This is a genomic window from Pseudomonas sp. NPDC086581 (assembly GCF_044746165.1).
GTDB lineage: Bacteria > Pseudomonadota > Gammaproteobacteria > Pseudomonadales > Pseudomonadaceae > Pseudomonas.
This window is the reverse complement of record NZ_JBIVBR010000008.1, coordinates 54,226-76,334: the sequence shown is the minus strand read 5'-3', so window position 1 is coordinate 76,334 and position 22,109 is coordinate 54,226. Positions and strand designations below refer to the sequence as shown.

22 protein-coding genes and 1 tRNA gene are annotated in these 22,109 nt (G+C 64.7%); 13 read left to right on the top strand and 10 right to left on the bottom strand.

Annotated elements, in window-relative coordinates:
* Nucleotides 1–236: 236 nt before the first annotated feature.
* From ACIPK7_RS17040 to ACIPK7_RS17030, 3 genes are all read left to right on the top strand, one after another.
* On the top strand, nt 237–1,028 hold the full coding sequence (locus tag ACIPK7_RS17040) for a crotonase/enoyl-CoA hydratase family protein (RefSeq protein WP_401089076.1): 792 nt from the start codon (nt 237–239) through the stop codon (nt 1,026–1,028).
* 259 nt (nt 1,029–1,287) lie between these two features.
* Nucleotides 1,288–2,808, top strand: a complete 1,521-nt coding sequence (locus ACIPK7_RS17035) for a collagen-like triple helix repeat-containing protein (RefSeq protein ID WP_401089074.1) — start codon at nt 1,288–1,290, stop codon at nt 2,806–2,808.
* Between the two features lie 84 nt (nt 2,809–2,892).
* On the top strand, nt 2,893–4,560 hold the full coding sequence (locus ACIPK7_RS17030) for a ShlB/FhaC/HecB family hemolysin secretion/activation protein (RefSeq protein WP_401089073.1): 1,668 nt from the start codon (nt 2,893–2,895) through the stop codon (nt 4,558–4,560).
* A 13-nt stretch (nt 4,561–4,573) separates the two neighbouring features.
* Here ACIPK7_RS17030 and ACIPK7_RS17025 read toward each other — a convergent pair whose 3' ends face one another.
* On the bottom strand, nt 4,574–5,335 hold the full coding sequence (locus ACIPK7_RS17025) for a spermidine synthase (protein WP_401089072.1): 762 nt from the start codon (nt 5,333–5,335) through the stop codon (nt 4,574–4,576).
* A 419-nt stretch (nt 5,336–5,754) separates the two neighbouring features.
* Between ACIPK7_RS17025 and ACIPK7_RS17020 the strand changes: the two genes are divergently transcribed.
* Together ACIPK7_RS17020 and ACIPK7_RS17015 are read left to right on the top strand one after the other, a co-directional pair.
* Complete coding sequence (locus ACIPK7_RS17020; protein WP_138214821.1) at nt 5,755–7,101, top strand: class II 3-deoxy-7-phosphoheptulonate synthase; 1,347 nt, start codon at nt 5,755–5,757, stop codon at nt 7,099–7,101.
* A gap of 128 nt (nt 7,102–7,229) precedes the next feature.
* Nucleotides 7,230–7,991, top strand: a complete 762-nt coding sequence (locus tag ACIPK7_RS17015; RefSeq protein ID WP_401089070.1) for a M48 family metalloprotease — start codon at nt 7,230–7,232, stop codon at nt 7,989–7,991.
* Between the two features lie 34 nt (nt 7,992–8,025).
* Here ACIPK7_RS17015 and ACIPK7_RS17010 read toward each other — a convergent pair whose 3' ends face one another.
* From ACIPK7_RS17010 to ACIPK7_RS17000, 3 genes are all read right to left on the bottom strand, one after another.
* The gene (locus tag ACIPK7_RS17010) at nt 8,026–9,246 is read right to left on the bottom strand and encodes a winged helix-turn-helix domain-containing protein (protein ID WP_401089068.1); all 1,221 of its coding nucleotides are present in this window, start codon (nt 9,244–9,246) and stop codon (nt 8,026–8,028) included.
* Between the two features lie 60 nt (nt 9,247–9,306).
* Nucleotides 9,307–9,777 carry a DUF3291 domain-containing protein gene (locus ACIPK7_RS17005; RefSeq protein ID WP_401089066.1) on the bottom strand — a complete coding sequence of 157 codons (471 nt, stop codon included), beginning with the start codon at nt 9,775–9,777 and terminating at the stop codon, nt 9,307–9,309.
* Nucleotides 9,778–9,861: 84 nt separating this feature from the next.
* Nucleotides 9,862–10,095: a DUF1127 domain-containing protein gene (locus tag ACIPK7_RS17000; RefSeq protein WP_401089064.1), complete on the bottom strand. Its 234-nt coding sequence runs from the start codon at nt 10,093–10,095 to the stop codon at nt 9,862–9,864.
* Between the two features lie 94 nt (nt 10,096–10,189).
* On the opposite strand from ACIPK7_RS17000, the gene ACIPK7_RS16995 reads away from it, so the two are divergent.
* Nucleotides 10,190–11,041 (top strand): LysR family transcriptional regulator, encoded by an 852-nt coding sequence (locus ACIPK7_RS16995; RefSeq protein WP_192432855.1) that lies wholly within the window; start codon nt 10,190–10,192, stop codon nt 11,039–11,041.
* A 6-nt stretch (nt 11,042–11,047) separates the two neighbouring features.
* Here ACIPK7_RS16995 and ACIPK7_RS16990 read toward each other — a convergent pair whose 3' ends face one another.
* Entirely contained in the window at nt 11,048–11,794 is a 747-nt protein-coding gene (locus ACIPK7_RS16990) for a sulfite exporter TauE/SafE family protein (RefSeq protein ID WP_192432854.1), read from the bottom strand.
* A gap of 105 nt (nt 11,795–11,899) precedes the next feature.
* Between ACIPK7_RS16990 and ACIPK7_RS16985 the strand changes: the two genes are divergently transcribed.
* The 3 genes from ACIPK7_RS16985 (at nt 11,900) to ACIPK7_RS16975 (ending at nt 13,970) form a co-directional block, all read left to right on the top strand.
* Complete coding sequence (locus tag ACIPK7_RS16985; protein ID WP_401089062.1) at nt 11,900–12,856, top strand: LysR family transcriptional regulator; 957 nt, start codon at nt 11,900–11,902, stop codon at nt 12,854–12,856.
* A gap of 63 nt (nt 12,857–12,919) precedes the next feature.
* Nucleotides 12,920–13,369 (top strand): MarR family winged helix-turn-helix transcriptional regulator, encoded by a 450-nt coding sequence (locus ACIPK7_RS16980; protein WP_401089060.1) that lies wholly within the window; start codon nt 12,920–12,922, stop codon nt 13,367–13,369.
* A 172-nt stretch (nt 13,370–13,541) separates the two neighbouring features.
* Nucleotides 13,542–13,970: an organic hydroperoxide resistance protein gene (locus ACIPK7_RS16975; protein ID WP_401089058.1), complete on the top strand. Its 429-nt coding sequence runs from the start codon at nt 13,542–13,544 to the stop codon at nt 13,968–13,970.
* Nucleotides 13,971–14,047: 77 nt separating this feature from the next.
* Here ACIPK7_RS16975 and efp read toward each other — a convergent pair whose 3' ends face one another.
* Nucleotides 14,048–14,614 carry an elongation factor P gene (gene efp, locus ACIPK7_RS16970; RefSeq protein ID WP_138521874.1) on the bottom strand — a complete coding sequence of 189 codons (567 nt, stop codon included), beginning with the start codon at nt 14,612–14,614 and terminating at the stop codon, nt 14,048–14,050.
* A gap of 42 nt (nt 14,615–14,656) precedes the next feature.
* A complete protein-coding gene (earP, locus tag ACIPK7_RS16965) occupies nt 14,657–15,784 on the bottom strand; it encodes an elongation factor P maturation arginine rhamnosyltransferase EarP (protein ID WP_192432851.1) in 1,128 nt (375 codons plus the stop codon).
* 173 nt (nt 15,785–15,957) lie between these two features.
* Here earP and ACIPK7_RS16960 point away from each other — a divergent pair.
* Together ACIPK7_RS16960 and oprI are read left to right on the top strand one after the other, a co-directional pair.
* Nucleotides 15,958–16,047: transfer RNA gene (locus ACIPK7_RS16960), tRNA-Ser, on the top strand.
* Nucleotides 16,048–16,460: 413 nt separating this feature from the next.
* Nucleotides 16,461–16,712 (top strand): outer membrane lipoprotei OprI, encoded by a 252-nt coding sequence (gene oprI, locus ACIPK7_RS16955; protein WP_017517003.1) that lies wholly within the window; start codon nt 16,461–16,463, stop codon nt 16,710–16,712.
* 144 nt (nt 16,713–16,856) lie between these two features.
* Here the strand turns inward: oprI and ACIPK7_RS16950 are convergent, their stop codons facing one another.
* The 3 genes from ACIPK7_RS16950 to ACIPK7_RS16940 form a co-directional block, all read right to left on the bottom strand.
* The gene (locus tag ACIPK7_RS16950; protein ID WP_045211466.1) at nt 16,857–17,840 is read right to left on the bottom strand and encodes a L,D-transpeptidase family protein; all 984 of its coding nucleotides are present in this window, start codon (nt 17,838–17,840) and stop codon (nt 16,857–16,859) included.
* A 73-nt stretch (nt 17,841–17,913) separates the two neighbouring features.
* On the bottom strand, nt 17,914–18,192 hold the full coding sequence (locus ACIPK7_RS16945; RefSeq protein ID WP_017517005.1) for a hypothetical protein: 279 nt from the start codon (nt 18,190–18,192) through the stop codon (nt 17,914–17,916).
* A gap of 86 nt (nt 18,193–18,278) precedes the next feature.
* Nucleotides 18,279–18,884 carry an arylesterase gene (locus tag ACIPK7_RS16940; RefSeq protein WP_192432850.1) on the bottom strand — a complete coding sequence of 202 codons (606 nt, stop codon included), beginning with the start codon at nt 18,882–18,884 and terminating at the stop codon, nt 18,279–18,281.
* A 10-nt stretch (nt 18,885–18,894) separates the two neighbouring features.
* Here ACIPK7_RS16940 and ACIPK7_RS16935 point away from each other — a divergent pair, with 10 nt between their 5' ends.
* Both ACIPK7_RS16935 and ACIPK7_RS16930 read left to right on the top strand, forming a co-directional pair.
* The gene (locus ACIPK7_RS16935; RefSeq protein ID WP_192432849.1) at nt 18,895–19,578 is read left to right on the top strand and encodes an ABC transporter ATP-binding protein; all 684 of its coding nucleotides are present in this window, start codon (nt 18,895–18,897) and stop codon (nt 19,576–19,578) included.
* Nucleotides 19,579–19,591: 13 nt separating this feature from the next.
* Entirely contained in the window at nt 19,592–22,093 is a 2,502-nt protein-coding gene (locus tag ACIPK7_RS16930; protein WP_401089055.1) for an ABC transporter permease, read from the top strand.
* Nucleotides 22,094–22,109 lie beyond the last annotated feature (16 nt).

Here is a 22,109-nt window from a genome sequence, read left to right as displayed (position 1 = left end):
AAATGAAGATTGGAAGAATGCGTCAAGGAAGTCCGCACTGCGGACACATAGCCCGAGTGTGAAACTGCGGGAGAATGCGGGATCCGAAACGAGGCCAGCGTTTGGCCGGCGCGTATCATACCGGAAAAACCTGACCAATGTGTTTCTTTTCGGAACATGGCCGGCGAACGGTCGTTCCGTGGACAACCCCGTGCCTGCCGGCTATACCGTGCAAGCCACCCGACCGGAGCCCGCCAATGACCGCCAGCAGCGCACCGCGCATCACCGTCGAACGCCATGACCACATCCTGCTGCTCGGCCTGAACCGGGTCGACAAGCGCAACGCCTTCGACCTGGAGATGCTCACCCAGTTGGTGCTGGCCTTCGGCGAGTACGAGAGCGACGACGACCTGCGCTGCGCCCTGGTTTTCGCCCATGGTGATCACTTTACTGCCGGCCTGGACCTGGCCAACATCGGCGAGACCTTTCGCACCGGCTGGACCATGCCCGAAGGCTCGGCCGATCCCTGGGGCACCTTCGGCGGCCGGCGCCTGACCAAGCCGCTGCTGGTGGCTGCACAGGGCTACTGCTTCACCCTGGGCATCGAATTGATGCTCGCCGCCGATATCAACCTGTGCGCCAGTAATGCGCGCTTTGCCCAGCTCGAAGTGCAACGCGGCATCTTTCCCTTCGGCGGCGCCACCCTGCGCATGCATCAGGTGGCCGGCTGGGGCAACGCGATGCGCTGGCTGCTCACCGGCGATCCCTTCGACGCCCACGAGGCGTATCGCATAGGCCTGGTGCAAGAAGTCACCGCGCCGGAAGAGCTGATGCCCCGCGCACTCTGGCTGGCCCAGCGAGTTGCCTCCCAGGCGCCGCTGGGCATCCGCGCAACCCTGGCCTCCGCGCGCCGCAGCCTCGATGAAGGCGAGGAGGCAGCGGCGCGACTGTTGCCGGAGATGGCCAGCGAACTGCTGTCCACCGAGGATGCGCAGGAGGGTTTGAATGCCATGCTGGAGCGACGGGAAGGCCAATTCCGAGGCAAATGAGCGCAGCACGAAATTGCAAAACGGAACCATCGTGCGAAAAGCACTATATCCAAGGTATTAAAAACGCCTGGCAAGTCGCCATAATCCTTTAGTTTTCCCTTTTGATTCAATGACCTGCCAAACACAAAACGGCTATATACAAGTTCCAATTTCGCGCCTGAAAACAAACCTCTAGAACTGACTCCAGAGCAGCGCAGCGACTCGCCGGGATACCGAACCGGGCAGCCAGCTGACTGACGTTCTCATGGAGGAATTCGCTATGTCAGGTCCGATTCGTGTTTTCGCACTTTCCCTTCTCGTCGTTGCGCTCTCCCTGCAAGGTTGCAGCAGCCACGGCGGCAGCAGTCATCACCGCGCTTCCGATAGCAGCACTACCGATGACGGTTCCGGTTCCGGTTCCGGCGGAGATGGCAGCGGCGGCAGTGGCGGCACCGGGGGAACCGGTGGTGGCACAGGCGGCACGGGCGAAACCGGTGGCACCGGTGGCACCGGTGGTACGGGTGGCACAGGTGGCACAGGTGGCGGCGACAATGGAGGCACCGACGGCGGCACCACCACTCCCCCGCCGGCGAGCACCACCGGCAATATCCTGACCAATACCGGCGAAGCGGTCTCCAATGTCGGCGACACGGTGGGCACCGTCGGCGCCGTAGTGAAGACAGTCGACCTGCCGCTATTGGGCAACGGAGTCACGCAGAACGCCGGCACCCTGGTCCAGGAAGTCGGCGCCGGGGTAGACAGCGTCGGCACCGGCGTCACCAACGGCCTCGGCCAACTGGGCAACAACCCCAATGCCATCGGGACTACCGTCGCTGGCGCCACAGGTCTGGTCAGCCACACAGGCGGAGCAGTCAGCAGCCTGGGCGATACCGTGGCGGCCATCGGCGATGCGCCGGTGCTGGCCAATACTCCGCTCAACGGCCTGACCGGCCAGGTCGGCGGCCTGGTGGATGGCGTCGGCGGCAAGATCACCATGCTCGGCGATTCCCTCAGTGGCGCGGTCACCACCGGCCCACTGAGCCAACTGACCACCCAGCTGAGCGGAACCACCGCCGGTCTGGTCGGCACGGTCGAAGGAACCACTCGCGGCGTCGGCGCCGCCACCGGACTGGGAACGCCGGTGAACAACCTGTTGACCACCGTCGGCGGCGTTGTGACCCAGACAGGCAACCAGGTGGCCAGTGCGAATCCTGCTCTGGCGCCGGTCGGCGGAGTCGTCAGCAATGTGGGTCAGGCAGTCAGCGCTTCCGGCGGCTTGGTCAATGGCAGCAACCCCGGCGGCGGACTGCTGGGCAGCGTCACCGGGTCGCTGGGCGGCGCTGCCGGTGGCAGTAATCCGGTGGGGGGTGTAGTCAGCGGCGTGACCGGAGCAGTGGGCGGCCTTACCGGCTCCCTGGGCGGCGCCACCGGCGGGAGCAACCCGGTGGGCGGCTTGGTCAGCGGTGTGACCGGCGCAGTGGGCGGCCTTACCGGCTCTCTGGGTGGAGCCACTGGCAGCAGCAACCCGGTGGGTGGTCTGGTCAACGGTGTCGCCGGCACTCTCGGCGGCGTGACCAGCAGCCTCACCGGTGGCGGCGGCCTGATCGCCGGGGCAGGCGTAGGCATCGGCAGCAACACCCAGAGTTCGGGCGTGGCGGTCGGCGCAGGCGCCGGTACGACTGGCGGTACCAGCGGTCAGGGAGGCCTGCTGGGCAATACGCTGGGCGCCGTGGGTGGCGCGCTGGGTGGTGTGACCGGCGGACTGGGTGGTGGATTGGCGATCGGTACGCCCAAGCAATAATCCGAATTACACCCATACTGTGGTTACCAGGAGCCGCCCACGGCTCCTGGTCCTTTATCGAAGTCGGTCTCATGGAGGAGCCAGATGCGCAAACTTGCTGTCCTGCCCCTGTTGTTGGCTGCACCTTTCGCCTGGGCCGAGCGCCCCATCCAGCTCCCCGGCTCCGATATCGAACAGACACTGCCCCGCCCCAACCTTCCTGGCGGCGACATTCGCCCCAGCGCCCCCAAGGTCACCGCGCCGGAACCTTCGGCCACCCAGCCCGCCCAGATCCTCCAGCAGCGCATCCGCATCAAGCGCATCGAACTGGCCGGCGGCAAGCACTACCCCGTCGCAACCTGGAAACCCCTGCTGGAGCCCCTGACCAAGCGCACCATCGCAGTCAGCGAACTGGTGGCCGCGGCCAAGGCCATCACCCAGCGTTACCAGGACGACGGTTACTTCATCTCCTTCGCCTACGTGCCCAACCAGGACTTCCGCAGCGGTGTCGCGCGCATCGTGCTGGTCGAGGGCCATATCAGCCAGGTCCGCGCTGCGGGCGACCTGGGCGTACACCAGATGCGCGTGGACCGCTGGATCGAAAAACTGAAGGCGGAAAAACCCCTGACCCGCGAGAGCTTCGAGCGCTTCAGCGTGCTGATGAGCCGGGTGCCCGGCATGCAGATGGCCATGGCGCTCAATCCGCCCACCACCAGCGACGGCGGCGCCGTACTGGAACTGGCCGGCAAGCAGAAGCGCTTCGACACCGGGATGAACCTCGACTCGCGCCGCGGCGAGCAGCGCGGCCTGTTCAACGCCGAGGTGATGTCGATGCTCGGCTGGGGCGAGCAGCTGCAGTTCAGCTACCTCTACCCGCCCGGCGACGACCACGAGTATTACCGCGCCTGGAACTACAGCCAGTTGCTGGGTGACAACGGCCTGCAGCTGCTGGCCGGCTACAGCAAGTACAACTCGCGCCCCGGCGAGAACCTGCGCCTGGCCAGCGGCCTGGAGTTCGAGCGCAAGCGGCAGAACGAGCGAGTCAGCGCCGGCCTGGGCATCCCGCTGGTACTGCGCCGCGACCTGACCTGGGACCTCAACCTGCGCGGCTACACGGTCAACGACACCAGCACCTACGACCTGGTCTACCCGGCCATCCCCTTCCGCATCGAACAGAAGAGCAAACTTCGCGTAGTGGGCATTGAAACCGTCGTCCAGCAGTTCGCCGAGAAGCGCGTGCGCGCCGGCAGCGTGGCGGTTTACCAGGGCCTTAACGGCATGGGTGCGGAAGCGCCGGAGCCGATCAAGAAGAACTTCACCCGCCTGCTCGGCTTTGGCGCGCAGCAGGACCAGTTCGGCTCCAACTGGCAGGGCGTAGTCAGCGCTGCCTTCCAGTGGAGCGACGACGTGCTGCCCGACTCCGAGCAGGTCACCTATGGCGGCGGCAACTTCGGCCGCGGCTATCCGGACGACCAGGCCAGCGGCGACAAGGGCTGGGGCGCCTCCTACGAGGTGAACTATTCCTTCCTGCGGCAGAGCGTGGTGCTCAACCAGATCCAGCCCTACTTCGTCGTCGACACCGCGCGCACCCGCTACAACCAGGACGGTCTGAGCGAAGGCAAGCTCGGCTCGGCGGCGCTGGGCGTGCGTTTTTCCAACCGCAAGCACTACCTGGTGTCGATGGAAGTCGCCAAGCCATTCGGTGACCGTGCGCTGGATAACAACGAGCGCAGCCCGCGGCTGAACTTCACCTTCAGCTACCAGATCCCCTGAGGGATGCGGAGAGTCACTGCGCCGGGCGCAGTGACTCGATGTAGGTGCGCAGCGAATAGCCCAGCTTCGGCTCCAGCTGGCCGACGCGTTTCTTCAGGCCGCGCAGGTTCAGATCCTGGTCCAGTTCGGCAGGGACGAAGACGATCACGTTGCCCTCCGGCACCGGGCATTCCCAGTAGTGCCGGTTGAAGCGCCCCCGCAGCAACGCAGCGCCCAGAGGCCGGCCATCATCGGTGGTCCACTGGTTGATCACCAGCCAGCCGCCGGGCTTCAAGCGCTCGCGACAGGCTCCGAGGAAATCCCAGCCGATGTGCGCCGGCGCCGGCCCAGTATCGGTGTAGAGATCGAGGAAGATCAGGTCCGCCGGCTCGCACTCGGCCAGCTCCTGCACGGCGTCGCCGATGCGCAGGTTCAGGCGCTCATCCTCCACCAGCCCGAGGTGCTCGCGGGCCAGGCGCGGGATGGACGGGCGCAGCTCGATGGCCTCCACCTCTTCCAGCGGCAGGTACTTCAGGCAGGCCTGGGTCAGGCTACCCGCGCCGAAACCGAGGAACAGCGCCCGGCGCGGGCGCGCATGGCACAACGCACCGACCAGCATGGCGCGCGAGTAGTCATACTCCAGCCAGCTCGGATCGCCCATCAGCACGCAGCTCTGCTCGACCTCGTCGCCGAACTCCAGGTAGCGGAAGGCGCCGCTCTCCACGACGCGGATCACGCCGAAGTCATCGCGCTCCTCGACGATCAGCAACTCTTCGCTCAGCAGCTCCTCGCTCATGGCCGGTTCCCGACAGAAACGGCCGTGACAATGCGGTCCGCCAGGAGCAGCGAACGGCACGGATTGCCATTGAAATACAGGGGCTCGCGCACGCAATAATCCTTCGAATCAAGACGGCCAGCCACGACCGCCCGGTCGGCAAAGGCGCAAGAATAACAGCCCAAGAGGCACAACCGAGCATGCTCCAGCGCAACGCCCTTCGCGATCCCGCCCAACGACACCCTTTCCCGCCGACACTTCCACAGCGGCGCTCACCCGCGTGCTGCGCAGGCAGCTGATCGCGCCAACGAGTCGCGAAGACCCGTGTTCCCCTGGACAAGGATGTCCCCCTCTTCCTCACGCGCCAGCGACCACGCGCGGGGCAAAAGCCGAGCTGATACCATGGGCGGATACCGTCCACAGCCGCGAAGACCCCGCCGATGAGCCTGCCCTGGAGCCCCGATAGCTGGAGAAGCAAGCCGATCCAGCAACAGCCCGCCTACCCCGACGCCAACCGCGTGAGCGAAGTCGAGCGCACCCTGGCCAGCTTCCCGCCGCTGGTGTTCGCCGGCGAGGCACGCGAGCTGCGCCGGCAATTCGCCGAGGTCACCGCCGGCCGTGCGTTCCTGCTGCAGGGCGGTGACTGCGCAGAAAGCTTCGCCGAGTTCTCCGCGGCGAAGATCCGCGACACCTTCAAGGTGCTGCTGCAGATGGCCGTGGTGATGACCTTTGCCGCCGGCTGTCCGGTGGTGAAGGTCGGGCGCATGGCCGGGCAGTTCGCCAAGCCGCGCTCAGCCAACGATGAAACCATCGGTGGCGTGACCCTGCCCGCCTACCGTGGGGACATCGTCAACGGCATCGGCTTCGACGAGAAGAGCCGCGTGCCAGACCCGGAACGCCTGCTGCAGGCCTACCATCAGTCCACCGCGTCGCTGAACCTTCTGCGCGCCTTCGCCGGCGGCGGCTTCGCCGACCTGCACCAGGTACACCAGTGGAACCTGGACTTCATCGCCAACTCGGCGCTGTCCGAGCGCTACCAGCAACTGGCCGACCGCATCGACGAGACCCTCGCCTTCATGCGCGCCTGCGGCCTGGATACCGCGCCGCAACTGCGCGAGACCAGCTTCTTCACCGCCCACGAAGCGCTGCTGCTGAACTACGAGGAAGCCTTCATCCGTCGCGACAGCCTCACCGGCGGTTGGTACGACTGCTCGGCGCACATGCTGTGGATCGGCGACCGAACCCGCCAGCTCGATGGCGCCCACGTGGAGATGCTGCGCGGCGTTGGCAACCCCATCGGCGTGAAGGTCGGCCCAAGCATGGACAGCGAGGAGTTGATCCGCCTGATCGACATCCTCAACCCGGACAACGACCCCGGCCGCCTCAACCTCATCGTGCGCATGGGCGCGGACAAGGTCGGCGACGGCCTGCCGCGCCTGATCCAGACCGTGCAGCGCGAAGGCAAGCAGGTGCTGTGGAGTTCCGACCCCATGCACGGCAACACCATCAAGGCCTCCAGCGGCTACAAGACCCGCGACTTCGCGCGCATCCTCACCGAGGTCCGGCAGTTCTTCGAAGTGCATCAGGCCGAGGGCAGCTACGCCGGCGGCATCCACATCGAGATGACCGGGCAGAACGTCACCGAGTGCATCGGCGGCGCGCGGCCGATCACCGAGGATGGCCTGAGCGATCGCTACCATACCCATTGCGATCCGCGCCTGAACGCGGATCAGTCGCTGGAGCTGGCCTTCCTCATCGCGGAAACCCTGAAACAGGTTCGCCGCTGAATCCGACACAGGTCTCGGAGCAGCCCTAAAACCACTTCTGCAATTGACGATGCCGGGGCGCCTACCTAGAGTGGCGCCCCGCGCGGCAGTCGCCGCGCCATGGAAACCGTCAACCAAGGAAGATACCGATGCAACTGCACCGCTCCCTGCTCGCGCTCCTCATCGGCGCCACCGCCGCGCTCTCCGGCTGCCAGAACATGAACACCGACAGCCTCGTGCAGTCCGGCATGATGGCGATGAAAGCCGCCACCCTGAGCGACGCCGAAATCAAGCAGGTCGCCGATGAAGCCTGCGCCAAGCAGGACGCCGAAGCGCAGATCGCCCCGGCCAACAGCCCCTACACCCAGCGCCTGGACAAGATCGCTGCCGCTCTGGGCAACCCGCTCAACGGCACCGCGGTCAACTACAAGGTCTACCTCACCGACGACGTCAACGCCTTCGCCATGGCCAACGGCTGCGTGCGCGTTTACTCCGGCCTGATGGACCTGATGAACGACAACGAGGTGGAAGGCGTGCTCGGCCACGAGATCGGCCACGTCGCCCTGGGCCACATCAAGAAGGCCACCCAGACCGCCTACGCAGCCGCTGCCGCCCGCAACGCCGCTGCCGCCTCGGGCAATGCCACCGTATCCGCGTTGTCGCAGTCGCAGTTGGGTGAGATCGGCGAAGCACTGGTCAATGCGCAATTCTCCCAGTCCCAGGAATCGGCTGCCGACGACTACTCCTTCGACCTGCTGAAGAAGCGCGGCATCCCGCTTGAAGGCCTGGCCACCGCCTTCGACAAATTGGCCAAGTTGAGCGGCGGCAAGGAGAGCAGCATGTTCGACTCGCACCCCGGCTCGCAGCAGCGCGCGGACCATATCCGCCAGCGCATCGCCAGCGGCAAGTGATCCCAGACGGGCCTCTGCGGAGGCCCGTTTCTTTTCAGGCCCGCGCCAGCAGTTCTTGCAGGCGTTCGCCGGACGGCCGCCGGCAATTCACCGCCACCCGCTCCAGGCCGAGCCAACCCGCCATCTCGCCCAATTGCTGCGCCAGCGCGACGTGTCCCTCTTCGCTCAGCCCCTTTTCTTCCTCATGGACGGCATGCACCACCAGCTTCCCGGAGGCGCGATCGGAGCGCAGATCGACCCGCGCGGCCAGGTGCTCGTCGAACAGGAACGGCAACACGTAGTAGCCGTACACCCGCTTGTGCTGAGGCGTGTAGATCTCCAGGCGATAGCGGAAGTCGAACAGCCGCTCGGTGCGGGCGCGCTCCCATACCAGTGAATCGAACGGCGAGAGCAAGGCACTGGCGCGCACCTTGCGCGGAATCACCGGGTTCGCCAGACAGTAGGCTGGCGCCTGCCAACCCTGGACCTGCACCGGCAACAACTCACCCTCCTCCACCAGCTCGGCCAGCCGCGCTTTGCTGTCGGCAGGGTCCAGGCGGAAGTAATCGCGCAGATCTTTCTCGGTAGCCACGCCCAGCGCCTGTGCCGAATGCAGCAGCAGTTGGCGCTGAGCCTCGTCTTCATGCAGTTCGGGTTGCTGCAGCAGGTCGGTCGGGAGGACGCGCTCCGGCAAGTCGTACAGACGCTCGAAACCGCGCCGCCCGGCGACCGTCACCTCACCCGCGGCGAACAACCACTCCAGCGCGTGCTTCTCGTCGCTCCAGTCCCACCAGGGGCCGGCACGCTCCTCGCGGGTGGTCAGGCTGCCGGCCCCCAGCGCGCCCTGTTCGCGCACGGCACTGAGTACCCGCTGGATCACCGGTTGCTGCTCGCGCCCGAAGCGCGCCAGTTGCTGGTAGATGCCACGTCCCTCGGCCGCGCGACGCATGCGCCAGCGCATAAGGGGATAGAGCTCCAGCGGCAGCAACGAAGCTTCATGCCCCCAGTATTCGAACAACCGGCGATGCCGTCCGCCGCTCCAGGCAGCCTCTTCCAGCAGCGTGGGAGAGTAATGGCCCAGCCGCGAGAACAACGGCAGATAGTGCGAGCGCACCAGCGCGTTCACCGAGTCGATCTGCAGGACGCCCAGTCGTTCCAGCAGGCTTCGCACATGGCGGCGCTGCACCTCGCCGCCAGGCTTGCGCAGGGTGAAGCCCTGGGCAGCCAGGGCGAGGCGGCGGGCCTGCTTGAGGGACAGGGATTCGACGGTCGGCATCGTGGACTCCGGGTCTGGGCGAGCCCTAGAGCCTAACGCCAATCGCAGCGCCTGACTGCATCAGGCGGGTTCCCCGAGCGACGTGGGTACCGGGAAGGGACGTGCGAAGGTGAAGACCTCCGCCGAGGGGCCCTCCAGCCGCAGACGCTCCAGGCGGTCGCGGGCCATCGCCACATCCGGCAGCTCGCCTTCGGGCAGCCACCACAGCGCGAGGCTCGGCGAAGGCAGGCGCTCCATCCAGTCGCGTTTGCTGCGCAGTACCTGCAGATGCTCGCCGGTGTAGACGTAATCCTTGAGCGCCTCGACCGACTCCCACAGCGACAGGTTGACGATGATCAGCGGGTCGTCGTAGACGCGAATCGAGGTGGCATCGCCCTCCTCCGTCTGCAGGCGCCAGACGAAACCGGGGCTGCGCTCGGCGAGGGAATTGATGTGATCGAGCTGGTCGACGAAGCCTTTCATCAGGGGATGATCCAACGGGGCACGGGCCTTGGCGATGTTGACCTGAGCGAGGTGATACGGCGTGGACATGGGCTTCCTTGTCATGGTTCTGCAGTCATGGACGCGGGCGACACGGCGAGGGCCATGCCACCCGGTCAGTTCAAATGGAGCAACTCAACGGCGGACATAATCCATCCAGAACGGGCGCTCGACTTCCTGCTGGATGTCCGCGCGGCTCAGGCCGATATCCTTGAGCGCCTCATCACTCATGGTCGCCAGCTCACGACGCTGGCGGGCCAGTTCGTGCCAATGCAGGACACGTTGCATGGCGCGCTTCCAAAGCGGAACGGGGGAGACTTTGTGGACATGGTAGGACGCTGCTACGAAACCAAGTTGACCTTTCATCATGCTTTCCTCCCTGTGGGGTTGGATGCAGTTTCCCGCTCGCGCTAAGATCAATCCAACGAATCATTCTTATGCGACCCATCTCGGAGATTGATGAATGAGCAGCTTCCCCAGCATCGATAGCGAACTGCTGCGCACCTTCGTCGCCATCGCCGACCACGGCGGCTTCACCCGCGCAGCCGAGATGGTCAACCGCACCCAGTCGGCGGTAAGCATGCAGATGAAACGCCTGGAAGAAGACGTGCTGGAACGCAGCCTGTTCGAGCGCGACGGCCGCCAAGTCCGACTGACGCCGGAGGGACAAATCCTGCTGGGCTACGCGCGGCGCATCCTGCGGCTGCAAGGCGAGGTGTTCAACACCTTCCGCCAGCCACACATGGTCGGCTCGGTGAAGATCGGCACACCCGACGACTATGTAATGCGTTTCCTGCCCAGTATTCTCTCGCGCTTCGCCGAGGCCTACCCGCTGGTGCAGGTCGAAGTGCACTGCGAGTCGTCCGCGCAGTTGCTGATGCGCAACGACCTGGACCTTTCCATCGTCACCCGCGAGCCGGGTACCGAGATCGGCCAGTTGCTGCGCCAGGAGTCCTTCGTCTGGATGGCGGCCGAGAGCTTCTGCCCGCAGGAGCAGCGCCCACTGCCGCTGGCGATGTTCAACACCGCCTGCTTCTGCCGCGCCTGGGCCTGCAATGCGCTGGAGGCGATGGAAGTGGACTACCGCATCGCCTACAGCAGCCCGAGCCTGTCGGCGCTGTTCGCCGTGGCCAGCGCGGGGCTGGCGGTCACGGCTCAACTGCAGAGTCTGCTCACTGGCAATCTGCGCATCATCGGCGAGGACGAGGGCCTGCCAATGCTCCCCAACGCCAGCATCGTGCTGCTACGCGGGCAGAAGATGACCCCGGTGACCGACAAGCTGGCCGAGTACATCGTCGAAGGCTTCCGTTCGTAACACGGCTCAACGAACTGCCAGCAGCACTGCGCAGACGATCAGGAAAGCGCTGAAGGCCAGACGCAGCTGACGCTCGGGCAGCGCATGGGCCAGGCGCACGCCCCAGGAAATGCTCACCAGCCCGCCCAGCGCCAGCGCGCTGCCCATGCGCCAGTCCACGTGGCCATGCGCTGCATAGGTCGCCAACGCTACCCCCGTGCTGGGCGCCGCCAGCGCCAGCGCCAGACCCTGGGCAATCACCTGGGTCAGGCCGAAGACGGAGGTCAGCACCGGTGTCGCCAGCACACCACCGCCCACGCCGAACAGCCCGCCGAGAGAACCAGCACCCAGCCCCAGCACGCCGATCCACGGCAAGCCGTAGCGCGGCGTGCTGCCGCCCAGGGGAACGCGCTGGAACAGACGCACCAGCAGATACAGCGCCAGCAGCACGAGGAAGACCACAAAGGCGGCACGCATGCTGCGAGCATCCAGGTTCACCGCAATGCTGGACGCAAAGAACGCGCAGACCAGGCCGGTCAGCGCCAGGACGCCGGCCGGAGCGAAATCGATTCGATTGCGCTGGTGATAGCGCCAGATCGCCAGCAGCACGTTCGGCACCACCATCACCAGCGCGGTGCCCTGCGCCAGCTGCTGATCCAGCCCGAACAGCACGCCCAGCGCCGGAATCGCCAGCAGCCCGCCGCCGATACCAAAAAGTCCACCCAGGCTGCCCAGTAAGACGCCGAGCAGAAAGTCCAAGACCAGATCCCACATGACGCACCTCCACAACGAGGCGTCCATGCTAGAAAACTCCGGCTGGATGGGAAACGCAAAGCGCAGCACAATGGCTTTGTCTTTTTCGCAAAACCACAACGCACCATGACTCCTTCCAGCCTCGAAGACCAGCTCGACCTCTACCTGGACGTGCTCGACAACGGCAGCTTCTCCGCCGCCGGCCGCCTGCGCCAACTCACCCCTTCCGCTGTGGCACGGCGCATGGACGCACTGGAGCAGGGATTGGGTTCCACCCTGCTGGTGCGCAGCACCCACAACGTGCGCGCCACGCCGGCAGGCCTGGCGTTCGCCGAGCGGGCGCGGCGGATAGTCAATGAGCTGCGCCAGGCGCGAGCGGAAGCGGTGTCCCTGAGCACCGCGCCGGAAGGCCTGATCCGCATCGACGCGCCGGTGCCCTTCGGTCGCCGCCACCTGGCACCGGCGCTGGCGGACTTCCTCACCGCCAACCCCGGCCTGGACGTGCAACTGCGGCTGATCGACAGCTTCACCGACACCCGCGGGGAAAACCTCGGCCAGGTCGACCTGGTGCTGCGCATCGGCACCCTGCCCGACAGCCGCCTGGTTGCCACGCGTCTGGCGCCCATGCGGCGTATCGTCTGCGCCAGCCCCGCCTACCTGCAGCAGCACGGCAGACCGGCCTCACCATTGGAGCTATCGGAGCATATCGGCCTCGATTGGGAAGGCCTGGCGCCGCCGCTGGCCTGGCGTTTTCTCATCGAAGGCAAGCTGCAGCACCTGCGTCCACGCCGACTGCGCATGACCGCCAACAATGCCGAAACGCTGGTGGAAGGTGCACTGCAAGGCATCGGCCTCGCTCACCTGCCCACCTGGCTGTGCAGCGAGTACCTGATCAGCGGCCAGTTGCTGCCGCTGTTCTGCGAGAACGGCCTTCCCGAACCAGAGCCCGGCGTTATCCACGCATTGCGCCTGGAGCGCGGCACCCACCCACGCAGTGAGCGCCTGCTGGGCTTCCTGCTGGAGCGTTTCGGCTTCCCGCCGCCCTGGGATGCGGCACTTGCAGAAGCGCTGTTCAAGAATTAACCATCGCGCTAAATTAATGCGCAATCACCTCTTCGCTTCGAGCGCCCCGGCCAGGAGCACGCCATGACCCAGCAAGACCCGACCTGCGAAGCCCTCAAGCTGGATAACCAGCTGTGCTTCGCCCTCTACTCCACCTCCCTGCAGATGACCAAGGTCTACAAACCCCTGCTGCAGGAGCTGGGCCTCACCTACCCGCAGTACATCGCCATGCTGGTGCTGTGGGAAGAAGACGGCATCACCGTGGGCGAAATCAGCTCGCGCATGCTCACCGACCCCGGCTCACTCACGCCCCTTCTCAAGCGCCTGGAAGCCGAAGGCCTGATCACCCGTACCCGTAGCCAGGCGGACGAACGCGTAGTGCAGCTGCGCCTGACCGAAAAGGGCCGTGATCTGCGCCGACGGGCGGAGAGCATTCCGGCCTGCATCCTGGCCAGCAGCGGTCTAACGTTGGACAGTCTGAAGCGCCTTCAGGAGGAGCTCGTGGACCTGCGCGGACATCTGCAAGCCCCGTAATCCGGGGCTTATGCCAAAGCTGCAGGTTCCTTAGTCAGAAATCTTCCAATAATTATCTTGCGCGCTAAATTAAATTGAACTAACTTTCATCTCACGAACTGATTAGCGCACAAGATATTAAGCAGCAAGACATTCCCGACCAGACACACCTGACAGCGAACCGGAGACCACCATGCAAACCATCAAAGCCCTCTACATCGCCACCGCTACCGCCACCGGAGGCCGTGATGGCCGCGCCGTTTCCTCGGACGGCATCCTCGACGTGAAACTGTCCACCCCGCGTGAACTGGGCGGCGCGGGCGGCGAAGCGACCAACCCGGAACAGCTGTTCGCTGCCGGCTACTCGGCCTGCTTCATCGGCGCCATCAAGTTCGTTGCCAGCCAGAGCAAGAAGCAGATCCCGGCGGACGCCTCGATCACCGGCAAGGTCGGCATCGGCCAGATCCCCGGCGGCTTCGGTCTGGAAGTGGAGCTGAACATCAACCTGCCGGGCCTGGACCAGGCCGAGGCCGAAGAGCTGGTCGCCAAGGCCCACCAGGTCTGCCCCTACTCCAACGCTACTCGCGGCAATATCGACGTGCGCCTGAACGTCAGCGTCTGATACAGCGCTCACGATCCCAAACCGCAGAAACGAAAAAGCCCGGCATAAGCCGGGCTTTTTTCTGTCTCGGATCAGGCTCAGGCCTTGACGCGGGACTTGTACTCGCCAGTGCGGGTATCGATTTCGATCGAGTCGCCGATTTCGCAGAAGGCGGAAACCTGGACTTCAGCACCGTTCTTCAGGCGGGCGGTCTTCATCACTTTACCGGAGGTGTCACCACGGACAGACGGCTCGGTGTAGACGATTTCGCGAACGATGGTGGTCGGCAGTTCAACGGAAATGACTTTCTCGTTGTAGAAAACGGCTTCGCAGACGTCGGTCATGCCGTCTTCGATGAAGGTCAGCACGCCTTCCAGGTCGCCCTTTTCGATCTCGTACTGGTTGAACTCGGTGTCCATGAAGACATACAGCGGGTCCGCGAAGTAGGAGTAGGTCACTTCCTTGCGATCGAGGATGATCGGCTCCAGCTTGTCGTCGGCCTTGAACACGGTCTCGGTGCCGGCGCCGGTCAGCAGGTTCTTCAGCTTCATCTTGACGACCGCAGAGTTACGGCCGGATTTGTTGAACTCGGCCTTCTGGATTACCCAGGGGGTGCCATTGATGTTGGCAACCTGGCCAGCGCGGAACTCTTGTGCGGTTTTCATACGATTATCCGATTGGATTGGAGACAAAAATCAGGGGCCATATCATAGCCAATTTGTATAAAAACGCACCAGCCCCGCAGCAAGATCGGTTTGTTCGGTCAATCGGCGCTGCCAATCGCCAATCCACGTCGCCCACTCCGGCAGCCGGTTTTCCAGCTTTTGCCAGGCATCGCCGACGTCACCTTGGCCATTCCAGGCCATCCAGAACGACTGCAGCTCCACCCGCAGCGTTTCGTCCATTCCTTCGCCAAACAGGGCCAGGAAAGCTTCCAGCTTCTCCAGGTGGACATCCTCGTCCTGCTGGTAGATGTGCCAGACGAATGGCCGCGCTGCCCACTGCGCCCGCACGAACGAATCCTCGCCGCGCACCGCATTGAAATCGCAACTCCACAGCAGCGAGTCGTAGTCTTCCTGACGCACGAACGGCAGCACCTGCACCCGCAGCGCCTCCCTACGGTACTGCTCCCCAACTCCCAGAGCCTGCCCCGCCCAGCGCTCGACATCAGCAAGCACCCTGCCCTCTGGCACCAACAACAAGGTGGCGGTAGTACTTCCAGCCAACGCATCCAGCCAGCCAGCCAGCGCGGCATTCTCATAAGCGAACAGGGAAACGCGCCGCTCGTAGTCCTGCGGGTGCACACCGAGACCTTCAAGGAAACGCAGGCTGGCCGCTGGATCGGCCTGGAAGGCATTGCGCCGGGCAATCAGGTCGCGCTCGCGCAGCAGCCCGCCGGTCGCAGCAGTGAAGCCAGGGAAATAGAAGTACTTCTGCAGCCCGTTGGCCTGCATCGACGGCAAGCCATGGCAAGACTCCACCCAGGACTCGGCACTGAGGTATTCCAGGTTCAGCCATAGGGAAGGCCTCTGTCGCTCGCGCATCGTCTCTATATAGGCAGCCGGCATTTCGCAGGCGAAGGCCTCGACCACCACGTCCGCCGCGGGAGAGTCCTGCCAGGGTTTCGGCCACAGCCGAACTTCCACACCCGATTGCTGTTGCGAAGCAGCCGCGCCATCGGCTGTCGGACAGATGCGCAGGAAGGCCGCCAGGTCGTCGACCCACAGGCGCACCTGTTGGCGATGATCTCCGGCCAGTTGGCGGGCCAACCGCCAGGTGACGCCGATATCGCCATAGTTGTCGACTACGCTGCAGAAGATGTCCCAGCTGGCCATGCGCTTTCCTACGTACCTGAGCATGTCTCAGAAGGCGCCAGTATACCCGCGATCCCGATCATGCTCCTTAAGCCGATGAATCCCTTGGAAAAAATTTTCAAAAAAGATTTGCCAAGGAGGAAACCTTTGAGTAAAGTGCGCGCCTCGACAGACACAGCGCTGTCGAGAAATCTGGTGAGGTGTCCGAGCGGTTGAAGGAGCACGCCTGGAAAGTGTGTATACGAGAAATCGTATCGAGGGTTCGAATCCCTCCCTCACCGCCAGATTCATGAAAAAGCCCGGCTAAGCAATTAGCCGGGCTTTTTCGTTTTTCCCTTCACACTATCTTCACCTGTTGCGACCTAATTGCAAGTTGTCAGAAGGACAAATGCGCAACGGCGATTAAACAGTTGTTCGACCATTGTCGACAGTCTTCTGACAGCATGGTTCCGCAGCCCGGAAACTCGCCCCAGGCCCCGCTTGACACCTGTTAGCAACACTCCTTTGCCAGATTGGACAGTTTTTGCCCAAATCGGCCTCGCACAACTGCTAACAGCACCCGTAACATGAAAAAAAAGTGCCGTACTTGCGCTTGGTCAGTTTACTTACTACAAGTAATGGGTACTATGTAGTCCGGCTAATTTCCCAGTCATGGGAGATTGCTTTTAATGGAAATGTCCACCTTAAGGGGAACACGATGAACAACGTTCTGAAATTCTCTGCTCTGGCTCTGGCTGCTGTTCTGGCCACCGGTTGCAGCAGCCACTCGAAAGAAACCGAAGCACGTCTGACCGCTACTGAAGACGCCGCTGCTCGCGCTCAAGCCCGTGCCGATGAAGCCTATCGCAAGGCTGACGAAGCTCTGGCCGCTGCTCAGAAAGCCCAGCAGACCGCTGACGAGGCTAACGAGCGCGCCCTGCGTATGCTGGACAAAGCCAGCCGCAAGTAATAGATCTTCGGATCTGTTCGAAAAAACCGACCCCTCGGGGTCGGTTTTTTTATGCCCGCAGTTTGTCTCCGCGACAAACAGGCGGGCAACAAAAAGCCCGCTCGACCGATAACGGTCGGCGGGCTTCTTAGTGCACGCTGCGAGTTACTGCAGCGGCACGGCATCCTGGTCAACAGTGGCAGCAACCGAGCCACCCTGCTGCACTTGCTGCGGTTGGGCAATGGCGACCGGCAGGCCATCTTCGGCGGCAACTACTTCACGCACCACGTTCCAGTCCATCTGCATCTGGCTGGCGATGTCTTCGCGCTTGAGCAGGGCGTTGATCACCGCGGTGTGCTTGTCGACCACGGACGGGTCGCCGTTGTCATCGATGGGCGCATGGGCTTCAAGGTAGATCTTTCCTTCGCTGCGACCGAACTTGTACGGCTCGTTGATGATGCGCACCTTGGTGCCCACCGGAATCATCGAGAACAGCTGGGTCACGTCCCAGTTGTACATGCGGAAGCAACCGTGGCTGGTGCGGGTACCGATGCCGAACTTCTTGTTCGAACCGTGGATCAGGTAGCCGTGGAAGCCCAGGCTCATCTTGTACGGCCCCAGCGGGTTGTCCGGGCCGGGCGGCACAACGGTCGGCAGCGGGTCGCCATCGGCGGCGTGTTCGGCGCGGATCGACGCCGGCGGGTACCAGGCCGGGTCCTTGGTCTTGGCGATCACGCTGGTACTGCCCACCGGCGAACCCCAACCTTCACGACCGATACCCAGGGCGTAGGTGTAGACGACGTTCTTGTCCTTGGGGAAGTAGTACAGGCGGTACTCGGCGAGGTTGATCACCACGCCTTCGCGCGGACCGGCCGGCAGGACGAAACGGGTCGGAATGATGACCTCGGTGCCCACGCCCGGCAGCCAGGCATCGACGCCCGGGTTGGCGGCGATCATCTCGGAGTAGCCGAGGCCGTATTTCTCGCCCAGGTCGGCGAAGGTGTCTTCGTACTTGGCCTTGATCACCTGGACTTGGCCGACGATATCGTCGCCCGGCGCCGGCAGCGGCAATTCAATGGCGGAAACGGGGCCGGCCGAGAGCAGCGCGGCGAGGGACAGCGAGCAGGCGGCAATGACGCGCGACAACATCCGAGGATCCTTGACGTGGGCAATGAGCAAAGGGTGACCAGTTTACCACCGCAAGCCCCGTCAACGGGAGATATCAGACGAGCCAGGAACTGCGGGCGCCGCGCTTTTCCTCTTCGAGTTGTTTCAGGCAGGCCGCGCAGATGCGCCGATCGCGCAGCAGAGGCTTCTCGGCTCCGCGCCACATCGGCTGCGCCGGCAGCAGGCTGCCGCACAGCGTGCGGTCTGCAGGGGTTCCCAGCTCCAGCTGGCGTGCGACCAGATGAACCCGGACCTCGCGGCAGGCGAACAGGTCCAGCTGCTCATCGGGCTCGATCAGCTGGTAGGCGAAGAGGGTCCAGGCGGGGCGCGACATAGGGGGTTCCAGAAGGGTGCGCAAACATAGCCGAAAGGCCGGGCGCGGGGAAGCCTCGATTCTGTGGTTTCTCGCGCTCCAAGCTATTACAGCAAAGGCTTGAGCGTCGGCCACACGTTGTCGAGCAGCTTAGGCTGCGCCGCCACCGCCGGATGGATGCCGTCGGCCTGCATCATGTCCTGCACACCCCCTACCCCTTCAAGGAAGAACGGCACCAGCGCAATCTTCTGCTCACTCGCCACGCTGTCGAAGACCTTGGCGAACGCGTCGGTGTAACGCTGCCCGTAGTTGGGCGGCAGGCGCATGCCGAGCAGGATTACCTTGGCGCCCGACTTCTGCGACTGCTCCACCATGCCGCTAAGATTCTGTTGCAATTGCGCCGGCGCCATTCCGCGCAGGCCATCGTTACCGCCCAACTCGATCACCACCAGCTTCGGCTTCTGCTCCGAAAGCAGCGCCGGCAGCCGCGCCAGGCCTCCTGCGGTGGTGTCGCCGGAGATCGACGCATTCACCACCTGGTAGTCGAAACCCTGCTCCTTCAGGCGCTTGTCCAGCAGGTTGACCCATCCCAGGCTGGTATCCAGTCCCAAACCGGCGCTGATACTATCGCCGACGACCAACAGCGTCTGCGCCGCGGCCTGCTGCGTGATCAGAAGCAACGCCAGGCAGCCGCCCTTTAGCCATGCACGCATCGGATTCTCCATGAGCGAAAGCATTCTCACCGCGCGGAACCTTAGCAAGGTTGTTTCCAGCGCGGAAGGCAAGCTGACCATCCTTCACGACCTCTCCCTCGACCTCGTCCGCGGTGACAGTCTCGCCATCGTCGGCAGCTCCGGCTCGGGCAAATCCACCCTGCTCGGCCTGCTCGCCGGGCTGGATCTACCCAGCGGCGGCGAGATCGTCCTGCTCGGCCACACCCTCGGCAGCCTCGATGAAGACCAGCGCGCGCGCGTACGCGCCGCCCACGTAGGCTTCGTCTTCCAATCCTTCCAGTTGCTCGACAGCCTCAATGCGCTGGAGAACGTCATGCTGCCGCTGGAGCTGGACGGCCGGAAAGACGCCGAGCAGCGCGCCCGCGAATTGCTGGAACGCGTCGGCCTCGGCCAGCGCCTGACCCACTACCCGCGCCAGCTCTCCGGTGGCGAACAACAGCGGGTCGCCATCGCCCGTGCCTTCGCCGCCGAACCGGACGTACTGTTCGCCGACGAACCGACCGGCAACCTCGACACCCACACCGGCGAGCGCATCAGCGACCTGCTCTTCGAACTGAACCGCGAGCGCGGCACCACCCTTGTCCTGGTGACCCACGACGAACGCCTCGCCCACCGCTGCCAGCGCCATATCCGCCTGGAAAGCGGCCACCTGATCGACCACGTCGAACCCTGACGGACGAGAGCCGATGAAGCCACTGTCGCTGCCCAACCTGTTCCGCCTGTCCCTGCGCCAGCTATGGCGCGAGGGGCGCAGCGGCGAGCTGCGCGTGCTGTTCTTCGCCCTGCTGGTCGCGGTGGCGGCCAGCTCCGCCATCGGCTATTTCAGCGCGCGCCTGAACGGCGCCATGCTGGTGCGCGCCGCCGAATTCCTCGGCGCGGACCTGGTACTCACCGGCACCCAGCCGGCGCAGCGGGAACAGATCGACCGCGGCCTCAAGCTCGGCCTGCAGCACGCGCAGAGCGTGGAATTCTCCAGCGTGGTGGCCACCGACAACGGTATCCAGCTGAGCAGCGTGAAGGCCGTCGGCGACAGCTATCCCTTGCGTGGCGAACTGAAGAGTTCACCCGCGCCGTTGCAGCCGGAGGTCGAAGGCGGCCGCCCGGCGCCGGGTGACATCTGGGTCGAGTCGCGCCTGCTGGCCAGCCTCGATCTGAAGATCGGCGACAGCGTCGACATCGGCCGCAAGTCCCTGCGCATCGCCCGCGTGCTGACCTACGAGCCGGACCGCGCCGGCGACTTCTACAGCCTCACCCCGCGGGTGATGATGAGCCTGCACGACCTGGATTCCACCGGAGTGGTGCAGCCCGGTAGCCGGGTACGCTACCGCGATCTCTGGGGCGGCGCGCACGAAGCGCTGCAAATCTACCGGCAGTCGACCCAGAGCAACCTGGCCGCCAACCAGGAGTTGCAGGACGCCCACCACGGCAATCGCCAGATCGGCGATGCCCTGGGTCGCGCCGAACGCTACCTGAACCTCGCCAGCCTCGCCGCTGTACTGCTTGCTGGCGTGGCCGTGGCGCTGTCGGCCAACCGCTTCGCCACCCGCCGCTTCGACGCCAGCGCACTGCTGCGCTGCCTGGGCCTGTCGCGCCGCGAAGCCCTTCTGCTGTATGGCAGCCAACTGCTCACGCTGGGACTGGCCGCCAGTGTTTGCGGCGCCTTCCTCGGCTGGCTCGCGCAACTCGGCCTGATGCACTTGTTAGGCAACCTGCTGCCGCCGGAAATCCCCGAGGCCGGCATTGTTCCCGCACTGGCGGGCATGGCGACCGGCCTGGTCGCGCTCGCCGGCTTCGCCCTGCCGCCGCTCGCCGCCCTCGGCCGCGTACCGCCACTGCGAGTGCTGCGCAGTGACCTGCTGCCCGTACCGATGCGCACCTGGGCCGCCTATGGCTGCGCGCTGCTCGCCCTCGGCCTGATCATGTGGCGCCTGAGCCTGGACCTGAAACTCACCCTCGCCCTCCTCGGCGGCGGAGCCATCGCCGCAGTGATCCTCGGTTTCATCCTGCTGCTAGCCTTGCGTGGCCTGCGCCGCGCCCTCCAGGGCGCGAGCCTGCCGTGGCGCCTGGGCCTGGGCCAGCTGCTGCGCTACCCGCTGGCCGCCGCCGGACAGAGCCTCGCCTTCGGCCTGATCCTGCTGGCCATGGCGCTGATCGCCCTGCTGCGCGGCGAATTGCTGGACACCTGGCATTCCCAGTTGCCGCCCAATGCGCCGAACCACTTCGCACTGAACATCCTGCCGGCTGAGAAAGACAGTTTCGAGCAACGGGTGAAGGTCCTGTCGCCCAACGCCGAAGACCTCTATCCAATGGTGCCGGGCCGGCTGGTGGCGGTGAACGGCAAGCCCGTCCAGACATTGAAGGAAGACGTGCGCAGCGAACGCGCCCTGCACCGCGACCTCGGCCTCACCTGGTCAGAACGCCTGCCGGCGGGCAACCAGATTGTTGCCGGGGAATGGTGGAAGACTGGCGAGAACAGCGAAATGCCGGGCGTCTCGGTGGAAGAGAAGCTCGCCGGCAACCTCGGCCTGAAGGTCGGCGACCACCTGAGCTTCACCGTCGCGGGGCAGACTCGCGAAGCGCAGATCCGCAGCCTGCGCTCAGTGAAATGGGACAACTTCCAGCCCAACTTCTTCATGGTCTTCGAGCCCGGAACTCTGACCGACCTGCCGGTAACCTACCTGACCAGCTTCTACCTGCCGGAGAGCCAGGAGCGCCAGCTGATCGAACTGGCCCGCGCCTACCCCACCGTCACCCTGCTGCCGGTGGACGCACTGCTGGCGCAGCTTCGCAGCATCCTCGACCAGGTGACGCTGGCTGTGGAGTACGTGCTTGTGTTCGTCCTCGCCGCCGGCTTCGTGGTGTTGTTCGCCGGCCTGCAGGCGACCCTCGACGAACGCCTGCGCCAGGGCGCGCTGCTGCGCGCCCTGGGTGCCGAACGCGGCCTGCTGATGCGCACGCGGCGCAGCGAATTCGCCCTCCTCGGCGCGGTCAGCGGCCTGCTGGCGGCGCTGGGCTGCGAGCTGATCAGCTACCTGCTCTACCGGCTGGTGTTCGACCTGCCGTGGAGTCCGCATCCCTGGCTGCTGGGGTTGCCGGTGCTGGGTGCGCTGCTGGTGGGAGGCGCCGGTCTGCTCGGTACCCGTCGCGCGCTCAACGTGAGCCCATTACGCCTGCTGCGCGAGAGCTGATCGGGTAGACTCCCCC

Bases quoted from the DNA above. Each gene is read 5' to 3' on its own strand.
- earP (WP_192432851.1), bottom strand. From the start codon at position 15,784: ATGGCCAGCTGGGACATCTTCTGCAGCGTAGTCGACAACTATGGCGAT.
- ACIPK7_RS16945 (WP_017517005.1), bottom strand. From the start codon at position 18,192: ATGTCGCGCCCCGCCTGGACCCTCTTCGCCTACCAGCTGATCGAGCCC.
- ACIPK7_RS16975 (WP_401089058.1), top strand. From the start codon at position 13,542: ATGCAAACCATCAAAGCCCTCTACATCGCCACCGCTACCGCCACCGGA.
- ACIPK7_RS17025 (WP_401089072.1), bottom strand. From the start codon at position 5,335: ATGAGCGAGGAGCTGCTGAGCGAAGAGTTGCTGATCGTCGAGGAGCGC.
- ACIPK7_RS16990 (WP_192432854.1), bottom strand. From the start codon at position 11,794: ATGTGGGATCTGGTCTTGGACTTTCTGCTCGGCGTCTTACTGGGCAGC.
- ACIPK7_RS17015 (WP_401089070.1), top strand. From the start codon at position 7,230: ATGCAACTGCACCGCTCCCTGCTCGCGCTCCTCATCGGCGCCACCGCC.
- ACIPK7_RS16935 (WP_192432849.1), top strand. From the start codon at position 18,895: ATGAGCGAAAGCATTCTCACCGCGCGGAACCTTAGCAAGGTTGTTTCC.
- ACIPK7_RS16930 (WP_401089055.1), top strand. From the start codon at position 19,592: ATGAAGCCACTGTCGCTGCCCAACCTGTTCCGCCTGTCCCTGCGCCAG.
- ACIPK7_RS17000 (WP_401089064.1), bottom strand. From the start codon at position 10,095: ATGATGAAAGGTCAACTTGGTTTCGTAGCAGCGTCCTACCATGTCCAC.
- ACIPK7_RS17010 (WP_401089068.1), bottom strand. From the start codon at position 9,246: ATGCCGACCGTCGAATCCCTGTCCCTCAAGCAGGCCCGCCGCCTCGCC.
- ACIPK7_RS16940 (WP_192432850.1), bottom strand. From the start codon at position 18,884: ATGCGTGCATGGCTAAAGGGCGGCTGCCTGGCGTTGCTTCTGATCACG.
- ACIPK7_RS16980 (WP_401089060.1), top strand. From the start codon at position 12,920: ATGACCCAGCAAGACCCGACCTGCGAAGCCCTCAAGCTGGATAACCAG.
- ACIPK7_RS17005 (WP_401089066.1), bottom strand. From the start codon at position 9,777: ATGTCCACGCCGTATCACCTCGCTCAGGTCAACATCGCCAAGGCCCGT.
- ACIPK7_RS16995 (WP_192432855.1), top strand. From the start codon at position 10,190: ATGAGCAGCTTCCCCAGCATCGATAGCGAACTGCTGCGCACCTTCGTC.
- oprI (WP_017517003.1), top strand. From the start codon at position 16,461: ATGAACAACGTTCTGAAATTCTCTGCTCTGGCTCTGGCTGCTGTTCTG.
- ACIPK7_RS17030 (WP_401089073.1), top strand. From the start codon at position 2,893: ATGCGCAAACTTGCTGTCCTGCCCCTGTTGTTGGCTGCACCTTTCGCC.
- efp (WP_138521874.1), bottom strand. From the start codon at position 14,614: ATGAAAACCGCACAAGAGTTCCGCGCTGGCCAGGTTGCCAACATCAAT.
- ACIPK7_RS17040 (WP_401089076.1), top strand. From the start codon at position 237: ATGACCGCCAGCAGCGCACCGCGCATCACCGTCGAACGCCATGACCAC.
- ACIPK7_RS16985 (WP_401089062.1), top strand. From the start codon at position 11,900: ATGACTCCTTCCAGCCTCGAAGACCAGCTCGACCTCTACCTGGACGTG.
- ACIPK7_RS17020 (WP_138214821.1), top strand. From the start codon at position 5,755: ATGAGCCTGCCCTGGAGCCCCGATAGCTGGAGAAGCAAGCCGATCCAG.
- ACIPK7_RS16950 (WP_045211466.1), bottom strand. From the start codon at position 17,840: ATGTTGTCGCGCGTCATTGCCGCCTGCTCGCTGTCCCTCGCCGCGCTG.
- ACIPK7_RS17035 (WP_401089074.1), top strand. From the start codon at position 1,288: ATGTCAGGTCCGATTCGTGTTTTCGCACTTTCCCTTCTCGTCGTTGCG.